Below are 13,706 nucleotides of genomic sequence, written 5' to 3'. Positions count from 1 at the left end.
GAAAGTTGTTTACGTCCATATGTTCGGACGGGCCGACGTTCACCGCACCGCTGCCGATAGGCTGGGCGGATGACGCGAGCCGAGCAGCCAACGGTCGTGAGCCCCACCTCCGACACACTTGCCGCAGACTCACGCGAGCGCGCCGTACGGGCCCTGTTGCGTATTCCCCCGCTGAAGCGGTTGTGGAGCGCCCAGCTCGTCGGCGGTATCGGCGATGCACTCGCCCTTCTCGTGCTGGTGCTGCTGTCGCTGCAAGCGGCGGTCCTTGAGGGCTCATTCGGCACCGGATACCGCGGGGCGGCCTTCGCCGTCGCCGCCGTCTTCGGTGCCCGGATCCTTTCCACCCTGTTCTTCGGAGCCGTACTCCTGGGGCCCTTGACGTCCCTCACGGGGCCCGGCGGAAAGCTGGACCGGCGATGGCTGATGATCGGGGTGGACGGGCTGCGCCTGGCGCTCCTGGTCGTCGCCCCGCTGTGGATCGACTGGACGCCCGACAAGGCGCTCATGATGATCCTCATCACCGTCTTCGTGACCGGCGCCGGTGAGCGCCTGTGGGCCGTGGCCAAGGACAGTGCCGCCCCGGCGCTGCTGCCGGCCCCGCCCCTCGAAGGCGCCGCCGTACGCCCCCTGCCCGACCACCTCGACGCCCTGCGCCGCCTCTCGCTGCGCACGAACTTCCTCGCCGTGCCCGCCGCCGCGCTGGTCCTGCTGGCCGCCACGCTGGTCGGCAACCTCCTCGGCTCGGGCCTGGAGTGGTTCTCCTTCCACCAGGCGGCCCTGGGGTCCTACGTCGCGGCCGGGCTCTTCTCGGCCTCCATCTCCATCCTGTACTTCCTGCAGTTCCCGGCCACGCAGACGCCCCGGCCGCGCTCCCCGCTGGAGGGGCTGCGCCGCCCCGCCACCGGCAACGGACCCGACAAGGGCCGCACCGGCGCCGTCCCCCTGCTGGTCGCGGTCTGCGCGGCCCTCGCCGGAGCCGTCGCCGCGGCCGCCGCCGTCTCCGCACCGCACGCCTACGACCTCGGAGGCGGGCCCGCGACGTTCGCGCTGCTCGTCCTCGGACTGACCGGTGGCACCGCCCTCGGCATCCGTACCGCGCGCCATGTGCTGCCCACCCTGTCGCGCCGCCGTCTGCTGGCGCTGGCCGTCATGGTCACCGGGCTCGCGCTCCTCGCGCTCGGCCTGGTGCCGGACACCGCGACCGGGATCGCCATCGCCCTGCTCGCCGGTTACGCCGCCGGGGTCGCCGCGAACACCGGGCACACCCTGATCGACCAGGAGACCGAGGCGTTCCGCCAGGCCCGGACCACCGAGCACCTCCAGGCCGTCGTCCGTGTGCTCGTCGCGCTCGGCGCGGTCGCGGGCCCCCTGCTGGCCGCCGCGATCGGGCGGCACCGCCTGGTGGCCGGCGACTTCGTCTTCGCCCACGGCGGAGCCGCGTTCGTCCTGATGCTGCTCGGCGCGCTGCTGCTGCCCGTCGCCGCCCTCGTCCTCGCCAAGACGGACGACCGGGCGGGCGTGCCGCTGCGCCGGGACCTGCGCGAGGCGCTGCGCGGCGGCGACCCGGCGGTCGCGCCCGCGGCCACCGGCTTCTTCCTCGTCCTGGAGGGCGGCGACGGAGCGGGCAAGTCCACTCAGGTCGAGGCGCTCGCCGACTGGATCCGGTCCAAGGGCCACGAGGTCGTCGTGACCCGCGAGCCCGGGGCCACCCCCGTCGGCAAGCGGCTGCGGTCGATCCTGCTCGACGTGTCCTCCGCCGGCCTGTCCAACCGGGCCGAGGCCCTGCTGTACGCCGCCGACCGCGCCGAGCACGTCGACTCCGTGGTCCGCCCGGCGCTGGAGCGCGGCGCGATCGTCATCTCCGACCGTTACATCGACTCCTCCGTCGCCTACCAGGGCGCCGGCCGGGACCTGGCCCCGACCGAGATCGCCCGGATCTCGCGGTGGGCGACGAGTGGCCTCGTACCGCATCTGACGGTGCTGCTGGACGTGGATCCGGCGACCGCGCGGGAGCGGTTCACCGAGGCGCCGGACCGGCTGGAGTCGGAACCGGTCGAATTCCACGAGCGGGTGCGGTCCGGGTTCCTGACCCTCGCCGCCGCCGACCCGACGCGCTATCTGGTGGTGGACGCCGGCCAGGAGCCGGAGTCGATCACCACGGTCGTACGCCACCGGCTCGACCACCTCCTGCCGCTCTCCGAGGCCGAGATCGAGGCCATCGAGGAGGCGCGCCGCCAGGCCATCGAGGAGGCCCGCCGCAAGGCGGAGGAAGAGGCCGCCCGCAAGGCCGAGGAGGAGCGCCTGGAGAAGGAGCGCCAGGAGCAGCTCGCCCGGCTGCGCGCCGAGGAGGAGGAGCGCAAGCAGCGCGAGCTGGAGGAGGCCCGTCGCCGCGAGGCCGAGCGCCAGGCGGAGGAGGCCCGGCAGCGCGCCGAGGAGGCGCGCCGCCGCGCCGAGGAGGACCGGCTCCGGCTGGAGGCCGAGGAGCGGGTCCGCGAGGCCGAGCAGGAACGCCTGCGCAAGCAGGCCGAGGAGGAGGCCCGGCTCCGCAAGGAGGCCGAGGCACTGCGGCTGGAGAAGCAGCGCAGGGCCGAAGAGGCCCTGATGCGCGCCGAGGAGGCCCGCCGCCGGGCCGAGGCCGAGGCAGCCGCCCGTACGGAGGCGGCGCGCGCCGAGGCCGAGCGTGCGGAGGCCCGGCGTGCGGAAGCCCGGCGTGCGGAGGCCGAGCGTGCGGAAGCCCGGCGTGCGGAGGAGGCGCGGGCGGAGGCACGGCGTGCGGAGGAGGCGCGTGCGTCGCGTACTTCCCACGACTCCCGTACGGAGACGTCGTCGCAGTCGTCCGCGTCGTCGTCCTCACGGTCCTCGGAGTCGGAGGGCCCGTTTGTTCCGGAGAACGAGCTCACGGTGCCCACACCGATCGTGAACCCGAACGAGATCACGCAGCCGGTCCCGGCGGTCCGACCGGAGGACGACCGTCCTTCGGGATCCGGTACGGGTACGGGCAGGGGTGCACGTTCAGGGGCCGCTCTCGGGGACGACGAGACGACGATGCTGCCGCGCTTCTCGGACCAGGGGTCGGCCGACCAGGGTTCGGCGGACCGGCGGCCGGGGGACCGGCGGCCGACCCGGGACGCGGACGAGACGGCGGTGCTGCCGCCGGTCTCCGCCGACCGGCCCTCCGACCGGGTGCCCCAGGGCTTCTTCCGGGACGAGAACCAGGCGACCTCGCCCGCGGAGAGCGAGAACGAGCGCACCCGGGAACTGCCGCAGGTCGAGGACCCGAACGCCGGGGCGACGCCCGACCGGCAGCAGGGTCGCCGCAAGCGCCCCCGTTCGGACTGGGCGGAGGAGACCCCGCTGGACGATCTGCCGACCCTGGCGGACGAGCTGCTCGGTGGCCAGGAGGACGACGGCCCCAAGGGCCGGGGACGTCGCCCGCGCGGCTGACGCCCCATCGCCGACGGTGAAGTCCCGGCCCGTCCGTCCCTCCGGGGGCGGGCGGGCCGGACTGTCAGTGGCGTCCCCCACAATGGGAAGCCACGACGCACCGCGGTTCCGCGGCACCGCACGACACCACCGGAAGGGCGGTGACCCATGACCGTATGGGACGACCTGGTCGGACAGACCCGCGTGCAGGAACAGCTCGCCGCCGCCGCCAAGGACGCCGACGCCCTGGTCACCGCCGTGTCCGACGGCAAGCCGCTGGACCAGGGCTCGAAGATGACGCACGCCTGGCTGTTCACCGGGCCGCCCGGCTCCGGCCGGTCCACGGCGGCCCGGGCCTTCGCCGCCGCGCTCCAGTGCACGAGCCCGGACCGGGCGCTGGGCGGCGCTCCCGGCTGCGGTTTCTGCGACGGCTGTCACACCAGCCTGATCGGCACGCACGCCGACGTCCAGGTCATCCGTACGGACCTCCTCTCCATCGGCGTGAAGGAGACCCGCGACCTGGTCCGGCGCGCCCAGCTCTCCCCGGCGGTCGGCCGGTGGCAGGTCATCGTGATGGAGGACGCCGACCGCCTCACCGAGGGCGCGGGCAACGTCCTGCTGAAGGCCGTCGAGGAGCCCGCGCCGCGCACGGTCTGGATGCTCTGCGCCCCCTCGCTCGAAGACGTCCTGCCCACGATCCGTTCCCGTTGCCGGCACCTCACCCTGAGCACCCCGCCGGTGGAGGCCGTGGCCGACGTCCTGATCCGCCGCGACGGCGTCGACCCCGAGCGGGCGCACTCCGCGGCGCGCGCCACCCAGGGGCACATCGGCAGGGCCCGCCGTCTCGCGACGGACGAGCGGGCGCGGGCACGGCGGGCGGCGGTGCTGAAGGTTCCGCTGCGGGTCGCCGACGTCGGGGGGTGCCTCAAGGCGGCCCAGGAGCTGATCGACACGGCTACCGACGACGCCAAGCAGATGGCGGAGGAGGTCGACGTCAAGGAGACCGAGGACCTCAAGGCGGCGCTCGGCGGGGTGGCGGGGGGCCGGATGCCGCGCGGCACGGCGGGGGCGATGAAGGAGCTGGAGGACAAGCAGAAGCGCCGCAAGACGCGTACGCAGCGCGACAGCCTCGATCTGGCGCTGACCGAGCTCACCGGGTTCTACCGCGATGTGCTGGCGCTCCAGCTCGGTTCGAGGCTGGCGATCGCCAACGTCGATGTGCAGGACTCCCTCGACCGGATCGCGGAGTCCTCGACGCCCGCGCAGACCCTGCGCAGGATCGAGTCGGTGATCGCCTGCCGCGAGGCGATGGACCGCAACGTGGCGCCGCTGCTCGCGGTGGAGGCGATGACGATGGCGCTGCGGGCGGGCTGAAGGCTTCCACGGCGGGTCCCTGTTCACCCGAATGAGCAGGGAATCGGACGACTCGTCACCCGGCGGATACGCTCCCTCAATGGATACCAGGCGGCTGCTCCGCACCTTCGCCATCGGGATCGGCACTGCCGGCCTCCTCATCTCCGGCTGCAGTGGCAGCGGCTCGTCGCCGAGCGCTTCGGCCACCGGCACGGCGGCCCCCGAGGGGCTGTCGTCGTACTACGCGCAGAAGCTGAGCTGGCGCGACTGCGGGGTGGAGGGGTTCGAGTGCGCGACGATGAAGGCGCCGAAGGACTACGACAAGCCGGATGACGGCGACATCGACCTCGCCGTATCCCGCAAGAAGGCCACAGGACCGGGCAAGCGGATCGGCTCCCTCCTGGTGAATCCGGGCGGCCCCGGCGGCTCCGCGATCGGCTATCTCCAGGGGTATGCGGCTCTCGGCTATCCGGCCCAGGTGAGGGCCCGCTACGACATGGTCGCGATCGACCCGCGCGGCGTGGCCCGCAGCGAGCCCGTCGAGTGCCTCACGGGGCCGGAGATGGACGTCTACACCCAGGTCGACCAGACGCCCGACGACGCGGCGGAGGTCAAGAAGCTGAGCGCGTCCTTCGAGAAGTTCGCGGCGGGCTGCGAGAAGCGGAGCGGTGAGATCCTCCCGTACGTCTCCACCGTCGACACGGCCCGCGACATGGACGTCCTGCGGGCGCTGCTCGGCGACGAGAAGCTGAGCTACGTCGGAGCGTCGTACGGGACCTTCCTGGGCGCCACCTACGCAGACCTCTTCCCGGCACGGGCCGGCCGCCTCGTGCTGGACGGGGCGATGGACCCCTCCCTGAAGGCCATCGACATGAACCGCGACCAGACGGCGGGCTTCGAGGGGGCCTTTCAGTCCTTCGCCGCCGACTGCGTCGGGCAGCCGGACTGCCCGCTCGGCACCACGTCCACCGCCGACGCGGCGACCGCGCTGAAGCAGCTCTTCAAGGACCTGGACGCCAAGCCGATCCCGACCGGTGACGACCGCCGGCTGGGCGAGTCCCTGGCCACCACCGGCGTGATCGCCGCCATGTACGACGAGGCGGCCTGGCCGCAGCTCCGCGAGGCGCTGGAGGGCGCGCAGCGCAGCGACGGCTCCGGCCTCCTGTCCTTGGCCGACGGCTACTACGAGCGCGGGCCGAACGGGAAGTACGCGAACCTGATGTTCGCCAACGCCGCCGTGAACTGCCTCGACCTGCCGCCCGCCTTCGACGGCCCCGACGCGGTCGAGAAGGCGGTCCCGGACTTCGAGAAGGCCTCCCCGGTCTTCGGGCGCGGCTTCGCCTGGGCCTCCCTGAACTGCGCCTACTGGCCCACCGAGGCCACGGGCACCCCGCACCGCACCGAGGCGAAGGGCGCCGACCCGATCGTGGTCGTCGGCACCACCCGCGACCCGGCCACCCCGTACAAGTGGTCCGAGGCCCTCGCCGAGCAGCTCTCCTCCGGCACCCTGCTCACCTACGAGGGCGACGGCCACACTGCTTACGGCCGAGGCAGCGACTGCATCGACACGGCGATCAACACCTACCTCCTGGAGGGCACCGCGCCCACCGACGGCAAGAAGTGCACCTGACCCCCTGCCCCTCCGACCTGCCCTGACCAGCGCAAACGCCTCGGGGGATGCCGTGTGCGGAGCACCGCTGGAAACTGTGTAGACTTGGCCCCGCTGCTGATCGCACCATGGTGCGACAGGGCGCGCCGCCTTAGCTCAGTTGGCCAGAGCAACGCACTCGTAATGCGTAGGTCTCGGGTTCGAATCCCGAAGGCGGCTCAGAAGAACCCCAGGTCACATAGTCTGTGACCTGGGGTTTTCTGTTGCCCGGGGTGGGCGTGGCGCGTCACACGGTCGAGTTGCCGTGACGTTGCTTGCGTGAGCGGAGCCGCTCGGGGCCTACTTCTTCGGCTTCTCCCGCTGGGTCTTCTCGGCGGCCTAGGCGTATTGAGCACGAGCGTTGTCAACGGTTTCCGGGTCTTGATCATGGCGAAGACCTCCGGTGTGGTGGAGGTGTCTAGGCTCCACACCACGTACGGAGGTCTTCGTGTCCCACCGTCACGCCTGGCTGACGGTTCATGGCAGGCGGATTCTGGTCGAACGCGTCCAGTCCGGCCGTGTGTCTCCCGGCCCACCGCCCACAAGTGGGTTCGTCGCTGGAGGACCGAAGGCGAAGCCTGTGTGGCCGGCCGAGCAGGCCACACACAACCCCGCACCGCACGCCTGCCACGGTCGGGGCCGCGGTCTGCCGTCTCGGGCCGACCGGAAGCCTGGGCCTGCCGGCCTCGACAGCCCACCTGGTCCTGGTCCGCCACGGTCCGAACCGCCTGGCCTGGCTGGACCGACTCACCGGCCAGCCGGTCCGCAGCTACGAGCGGGACAGGCCCGGCGAGCTGGTCCACGTCGCCATCAAGAAGCTCGTCAACATCCACGACGCCGGTGGCCACAGGATCATGGACCGCCGCTGTCGGTCGCGGGGTCGGACGCCTCCACTTCCCGGCCGTCCTTGCCGAGTTGGGAGGCGACGGCGACGGCGAGGGAGCGGGTGGCCGGCAGGCCCTGCCGTCGTACCGATTCGGGGACGTCACTTCTCTCCGGGGCGGGCCATTCCGGGGACGTCCGCCGCGACGAGGTCCGCCGGGAGCCGGAAGACGAGCGAGCCGAAGAGGAAGCCCGCCCCGATCGCGCCGAGCACGATGACGTCGCCGCGCCGTGCCCGGCCCTCGACGGCCAGCCGCCACAGTGCCGTCAGCGGTGAGGCCGCGGCGGTGTTGCCCAGGGTGTCGGCGGTGACGGGGACCCGGTCGGGTGCGGCACCGGCCATCCGGCCGATCCGCCTCACCAGCTTGGCGTTTGCCTGGTGGACGGCGAAGCCGCTCACCTCGTCCACCGTGACGCCGGCCAACGAGAGCGCCGAGCCCAGGGACTTCGGCACCTGGGTCATCGCCTCGCGCAGCACCACGTTGCCGTCCATGAAGATGTACGGCGACCGGGGGGTCTCCGTCGTCGACGTCGGCACCTTCTGGTCCACCCGCCAGGCTGTCGCCATCCGGACGCCGTCCGAGTAGACGTTGCCGAGGTCGTAACTGAGCAGGCCGTCCTGGCCTTCCGTCTTGCGGAGCACCACGGCCCCCGCGGCATCTCCGAAGAAGATCCGCGTGAGGCGGTCCTGCGGATCGGTGATGCCGGAGCCCCGCTCAGCGCAGACGACCAGCGCGGTGTCCAGCCCCGGTTCCTGCAGGAGGCAGGAGGCTGTGTGGATCCCGTACACGGACGAGGCGCACGCATGCTGTGTCAGGTCGAGGATCCGTGGGGTCTTGATGCCGAGGCGCGCGGCGAGGCTCACGCCCAGGGACGGCATGATCCAATCCGGGCTCGTGCACGCGACCACCAGGACGTCGATGTCGCTGGCTTCGACGTCGGCCGCCGCCATGGCCTTCTCGGCCGACTCGACCGCGAGGTCGAGGACGGTTTCGTGCGATTCGAGGAACCGCCGTTCCAGAATTCCTGTCTTCTCCTCGATCCACTCCGGTGTGGTGTCCAGGGTTTCGCACAGCTCCGCGTTCGTGACGATCCTCTCGGGTAACGCCAGGGCGATGCTGCGTGGACTGACGGGTGCGAGTTCCCATGTGGGCATGACGAAGTCCTCCTCGGTGCCGGATTCGGGGTGGTACGGGGTGTCGCGGCGCCTACTTCTCCTCGAACGCCATGCGTACCGAGCTCTTCAGGTAAGGGCTGGGCCTGGGGCGCTCGTCCAACGTGATGCCGAACCACTTCTCGTACGCGTTCAGCACCGCGGCATCGTCGGCGAGCTTCTCGGTCACCGTCTCCTCTCCGCGCGTGATAGTCAGTACGTCATCCTTGAGCAGAACCGAGCCGTCCTCGGTCGGAAGGGAGCAGAACATGTTCTGCAGGAGCATCGAGTCCGGGTGGGTCCGGTACCAATAGATCGCCTGATCGAAGTCCGACAGGGCCGTCGGATCGTCGTAGACGCGGTACTGGGGCTTTCCGTCACGGAGGACGTCGGTGGCACGGTCGTCGACCTTCCGGATGGAGAACGCACCGTGCGGGTCCTCCTGCGCCTCCTGCGTGTCCAGGGGGATGGGATACCTGCTGCCCTTGCCGAACCCGACGTCGACGAGCCAGTGCCGGCCGTCGACATCCACCGTGAGCAGCATGTGGTTGTACGGATCGCGCAGCCGGCCGCCGATCCAGACGCGTCCGTGCCGGAGGTGCACGGTGAAGCCGAGGGACTGCAGAAGGAAGGAGAAGGCGCTGTTGAGCTCGCCGCAGGTGCCGCCGCGGCGCTGGTGCACGATCTTCTCGACGATCCGTTCGTCCTTGTAGTAGATCTCCTTGCCGAGGTGGTAGTCGAGGCTCTCGAAGGGCACCGACAGCACATGCCGCTCGTGCAGGTGGCGCAGCGCGGCGAGGTCGGGCCGGTCCGGCCGTTCGGCAGAGATGCGTTTCAGATAGGCGGCCGTCGTTGATTCATCCAGCATGCCGTCTCCCCTGTTGTTGTGGGATGTCAGTTGCTGTCGAACGAGAAGCGGAGCGAGTCGTTCGTGTACGGGGTCGGCACGGGGCGTTTCTCCAGCTTCATGCCGAACCACTTCTTGTACGCCGCCAGTACCGCTGCGTCGTCGGCGAGTTCCTCGGTCTGCTTCCGGTCTCCGGAGACGACCGTCAGCAGGTTGTCCCGCAGGATGACCCAGCCGTTCTCCAGGGGAAGCGAACAGACGAGGGTCTGCAGGAACGGGGAGTCCGGGCTGGTCCGGTACCACCACATCGTCTGGCGGAAGTCGGTCAGTTCCACCGGATCCTCGTAGAGGATGTACTGCGGGGCCCCGTTGCGGAGCACCTCGACGGACCGCCCGTCCAGACGCCGCACGGCGAACTCGCCGTGCGGATCCGGTTGGGGCCTGTCGCGGTCCAGCAGGAGGGGGCGGCGGCTGCTCTTGCCGAAGCCGATGTCGGCGATCCACCGGGAGTCGTCGACGGCCACCGTCATCACCACGTGATGGTACGGGGCGGTAGTCCCGCCTCCCGGAACGTGTACGCGGCCCTGATGCAGGGTCACGTCGAACCCCATGGACTTGATCAGGAGGTAGAACGCGGTGTTGATCTCACCGCACAGCCCCCCGCGGTGCTGGTGGACGATCTTGTCGACGGCCCGTTCGTCCATCCGGATTTCGGCACCCCGGTGGTAGTCGAGGTTGTCGAAGGGCACCGACAGCACATGCCGCTCGTGCAGGTGCCTCAGCGCGTCGGAGTCAAGGCGTCTTGGGCGGTCGGCTGAGATGCGGTCCAGATAGGCGGAGACCGTCTTCTTGTCCAACACGGCGTCTCACGCGTCCTTTCCGTTGAATCGCGGGAAGAGTGCCTCGGCGTTGGCGTGCTCCAAGCGGGCCCGCTCCTCGGTGCTGAACCCCCCGTGTTCGATGACGCGGTGGCCGGTGCCGAGCGTGTAGTGCTCGGGCATGAGCGGGAAGTCCGAGCCGACCAGGATCCGGTCGGGCGGGGCGAAGGACCGCAGGGCCGCCAAGGCGTGCGGGTCACCCGCCATGGCGATGTCGACGTAGAGCCGCCGCAGTGAGCCGACGGGGTCCTCGGGCAGCCGGTCCGCGAGGGGCGCGCTGATCAGTCCGCCGCAGGCGAGCCGGCCTGCGTAGAAGGGGACGCCACCACCGCCGTGCGGCAGGATCACCGGCAGGTCGGGGTACCTCTCCAGCGCCTGGTTGTAGAGGAGTTGGGCGGCCACCCGCACCGACTCGAAGGGGAACTCGTACAGCGAGGCGGGCAGGCCGAAGTCCGGCTGACCGGTCGACGGGGGAACCGTCGGGTGCACGAACAGCGGACTGCGCCGCTGGGCGGCCGCCGCGAAGAGCGGGTCCATCGAGCGGTCGCCCACGTACAGGCCGCCGTAGTTGCTCACGAGCCCCACGCCGTCCAGCCCGAGCGTGTCGACGGCGTACTCGAACTCCTCCAGAACGAGGTCCATGTGAGGGAAGGGGAGCGTGGCGAACGCACCGAAACGGCCGGGGTGCGCGGCGACCAACTCGGCGAGGTACTCGTTCACCCGGCGCGCGAACCGTCGGGCCGGCTTCAGTTCCAGGTTGGCCGGCACTCCCGGCCAGACGCTCACCACGGCGGCACGGATGCCGTGCCGGTCCATCATGGCGAGGCTGTCGTGAGCGCTCCAGGTCGGTCTGTCGACTCCTGGAAGAATGGTCGCGACGCCCATCCGAGCCAGTTCGTCGAGATAGAAGTCCGGCAGGATGTGGTGATGCACGTCGATGGCCCGCGACCACGGCTTTCCGGCGGGCGCCTGCTTGCTGTCCGGCATCGATCGTCCTTGGGTCGGGTCGGGTCTGGCTGGCCTGGTTGGAGGAGACGCGGCGGAGCACGGGGAGCGCAGGCAGGCGCCGGGCCGGCGCCACCCGGGCCCGGGTGGCGCCGGGCGGGTTGCTGATCAAGCCCGGGTCGTGCCGGGCGGGTTGCTGATCAGGCACCTCCAGACGCCGTCGGTGCCGCGGCGGAGGATGTCCGCGGCCGTGCCCTCGACGCGCTGGTGCGTCCCGTCCGGCCCAGTGCCCTCGTGTACGTAGTCGCAGATCATCAGTGCCGTGTCGCCGACCGTGTAGATGTGCCGTACCGACAGCTTGACCGGGAGGCGGTCCGGCAGCGTCTGCTCGGCCGACCTCCACATCTCCTCGCCCGTCAGATACTGGCCAGGTGCGAGAACACGCATGGCGTTCGGTTCGAAGAGCTGCTGGACGGCCTGGAGACTGCCCGCGTTGAAAGCCTGCTCGAATGCCGCCGAAAGCTGCTCGGGTTCGGTGGGAAGGGTGATCTGCACGTCTGTGGAGTTCGACATGAACACAGAACAGTGCACCGCCGCGGGGCGCTCAACCCGCTACCGGTCAGTTTGTCAGGTCCGGCGAGCGCTGGGGCTCCGGCCGTGACGAGCTGTGCGCGGACCTGACGAACTATCCGGCGCAGGTCTGGGCAGAGTGTGCGCAGGGCCGTGAGGATGACGCTTCGTATCCGGGGATGACGCATTCCCCGCAACCACGAATGTCGAGGGATTCTCCATGGTCAAGGTAGCCATTATCTTTCATTCCCGGAGCGGCAACATCTTCCAGCTGGCGACCGCGGCGGCCGCCGCGGCGGAGAAGGCGGGTGCCGAGCCGAAATTGTTCAAGGTCCCCGAGCTCCCGGACCCCATGGTGCTGGACAAGGAGGCGTACGCCGAACTGGAGGCCGTCACCCGTGACATCCCGGTGGCCACGCTGGACGACCTGGTGGCGGCGGACGCGATCATGATCGGCACGCCTGTCCATTTCGGTCTGCCGGCCCCACAGATCCTGAACTTCGTCGACCGCTCGGGTCCGGTCGCCATTCCGGGGAAGCTGGCGAACAAGGTCGCGACCGTGTTCGCCTCGGGGTCCGCCGCGCACGCCGGCCAGCAGACGGCGATCCTCGCCCTCCACAACGTGCTGTGCCACTGGGGATGCCTCATCGTCCCCAACGGTTCGAGCGTCGAGATCCTGGCGTCCGAGCACAACGGATCGCCCTACGGCACATGCAGCATCTCGCGGCACGCACCGAACAACGTGCACGAGGACAACCGGAAGGCGATCGAGTACCAGACCCTGCGCCTGGTGGAGGTGGCCACGGCCTATCAGACCGGACTCCAGCAGCAGGAGTCCGCCATCGATTTCATCGACTTCGACTTCCTCATGAAGAAGTTCCCGCGCCTGTCCGTGGACTGACGTCGAGCGGACCGACCGGCGCGTCGGCGAGGCAGGAACGCAGAGCACCCGCGGTGTCCCAGGGCCGCGGGTGCGACGCATGTCAGCGGGCAGTTCCCGCCCTCGGACGTGTTATCGGTCGTGGTACATTGATCCGGTACTGGATCAACGTTCGAGTGCTCGATCGGTGTCCGTCACTGAGCCGTCTCCCAAGACGACAGGCGGGGACCGGCGGGGGCCGGGAGGGCGGCGGGACGCCCGCTGAGCGGCGGGTCTCCTAGTGCGTCGCGGACGCGCGGCCCCCCTGCCGCACACCTCCCCTGGCCCCATGGACATGCGCGCGGGCACACCATGTCGTCCCCGCACAGGAGGAACACGTGAAACTGGTCATCTTCGGCGCCAACGGCCCGACGGGCCGGCTGACCACCGAACAGGCACTGGCCGAGGGACACGAGGTCACCGCCGTGACCCGTCAGCCCGACGCGTTCCCGCTGAGCGACGCCCGGCTGAGCGTGGTCAAGGCGGACATCCTGAACCTCGATGAGGTGCACAGCGTGGTGGCCGGCCATGACGCGGTCGTCTCCACCGTCGGCGTGCCATACACCAAGGAGCCGGTGACCGTCTACTCGGAGGGCACCGCGAACGTCATCAAGTCGATGCAGGCCCACGGCATCCGTCGGCTGGTCTGCGTCAGCTCGATCGGGGCCAACTACGAGGACGCCCCCGGCGAGGCGTTCTTCTTCCGCAAGGTGATCGTGCCGATCCTGCTCAAGATGGGCCGCCCCCTCTACGAGGACACGAGCCGCATGGAGGAGATCGTGAGCGCCAGCGGCCTGGACTGGACGGTCGTCCGGCCCGCCGGCCTCTTCGACGCCACGACCACCACGGACTACGTCGTCAGCAAGTCCCGTCATCCCGGCTGGTTCACCTCGCGCAGGGATCTCGCGGACGCGCTGGTACGTGAGGCGGTCGACAACATCAGTGTCGGCTTCCGCGTCGAGGTCATCACCACCAAGGGCGTTCCCAGCTACTTCCAAGTCTTCGCCAAGGAGGCGCTGCACATCGGCAAGAAGTGAGCCACACGAGGAAGGCCCGGCCCCCTGGATGACGGGGCCGGGCCTTCTGCG

At 70.4% G+C, this 13,706-nt stretch carries 10 protein-coding genes, 1 tRNA gene and 1 pseudogene; 7 read left to right on the top strand and 5 right to left on the bottom strand.

Going from position 1 to position 13,706, the window contains the following annotated elements; translation table 11 throughout:
* Positions 1-69 precede the first annotated feature (69 nt).
* The 5 genes and pseudogenes from tmk to AC3CH1_RS11845 all read left to right on the top strand — a co-directional run.
* A complete protein-coding gene (gene tmk, locus AC3CH1_RS11865) occupies positions 70-3,444 on the top strand; it encodes a dTMP kinase (protein ID WP_488462866.1) in 3,375 nt (1,124 codons plus the stop codon).
* A gap of 147 nt (positions 3,445-3,591) precedes the next feature.
* Positions 3,592-4,797, top strand: coding sequence for a DNA polymerase III subunit delta' (locus AC3CH1_RS11860; protein WP_488462865.1), 1,206 nt, complete (start codon positions 3,592-3,594; stop codon positions 4,795-4,797).
* 79 nt (positions 4,798-4,876) lie between these two features.
* A complete protein-coding gene (locus AC3CH1_RS11855; protein WP_488462864.1) occupies positions 4,877-6,406 on the top strand; it encodes an alpha/beta hydrolase in 1,530 nt (509 codons plus the stop codon).
* A 124-nt stretch (positions 6,407-6,530) separates the two neighbouring features.
* Positions 6,531-6,604: transfer RNA gene (locus AC3CH1_RS11850), tRNA-Thr, on the top strand.
* A gap of 268 nt (positions 6,605-6,872) precedes the next feature.
* Positions 6,873-7,290, top strand: a pseudogene (locus tag AC3CH1_RS11845) (transposase family protein); the annotation flags it as partial.
* 119 nt (positions 7,291-7,409) lie between these two features.
* Here AC3CH1_RS11845 and AC3CH1_RS11840 read toward each other — a convergent pair.
* The 5 genes from AC3CH1_RS11840 to AC3CH1_RS11820 form a co-directional block, all read right to left on the bottom strand.
* Positions 7,410-8,462, bottom strand: a complete 1,053-nt coding sequence (locus AC3CH1_RS11840; protein ID WP_488462863.1) for a 3-oxoacyl-ACP synthase III family protein — start codon at positions 8,460-8,462, stop codon at positions 7,410-7,412.
* Between the two features lie 52 nt (positions 8,463-8,514).
* The gene (locus AC3CH1_RS11835) at positions 8,515-9,327 is read right to left on the bottom strand and encodes an arylamine N-acetyltransferase family protein (protein ID WP_488462862.1); all 813 of its coding nucleotides are present in this window, start codon (positions 9,325-9,327) and stop codon (positions 8,515-8,517) included.
* Between the two features lie 26 nt (positions 9,328-9,353).
* Entirely contained in the window at positions 9,354-10,166 is an 813-nt protein-coding gene (locus AC3CH1_RS11830) for an arylamine N-acetyltransferase family protein (RefSeq protein WP_488462861.1), read from the bottom strand.
* Between the two features lie 6 nt (positions 10,167-10,172).
* The gene (locus tag AC3CH1_RS11825) at positions 10,173-11,171 is read right to left on the bottom strand and encodes an amidohydrolase family protein (protein WP_488462860.1); all 999 of its coding nucleotides are present in this window, start codon (positions 11,169-11,171) and stop codon (positions 10,173-10,175) included.
* Between the two features lie 126 nt (positions 11,172-11,297).
* Positions 11,298-11,702 carry a YybH family protein gene (locus AC3CH1_RS11820; RefSeq protein ID WP_488462859.1) on the bottom strand — a complete coding sequence of 135 codons (405 nt, stop codon included), beginning with the start codon at positions 11,700-11,702 and terminating at the stop codon, positions 11,298-11,300.
* Positions 11,703-11,919: 217 nt separating this feature from the next.
* On the opposite strand from AC3CH1_RS11820, the gene AC3CH1_RS11815 reads away from it, so the two are divergent.
* Together AC3CH1_RS11815 and AC3CH1_RS11810 are read left to right on the top strand one after the other, a co-directional pair.
* On the top strand, positions 11,920-12,600 hold the full coding sequence (locus AC3CH1_RS11815; protein ID WP_488462858.1) for an NAD(P)H-dependent oxidoreductase: 681 nt from the start codon (positions 11,920-11,922) through the stop codon (positions 12,598-12,600).
* Positions 12,601-12,956: 356 nt separating this feature from the next.
* Positions 12,957-13,655, top strand: a complete 699-nt coding sequence (locus AC3CH1_RS11810; RefSeq protein ID WP_488462857.1) for an NAD(P)-dependent oxidoreductase — start codon at positions 12,957-12,959, stop codon at positions 13,653-13,655.
* Positions 13,656-13,706 lie beyond the last annotated feature (51 nt).

It is taken from the genome of Streptomyces sp. MGP-P1, from assembly GCF_057766565.1.
Note: the sequence above shows the minus strand (reverse complement) of the source record. Positions and strands in the feature narration are given on the sequence as shown.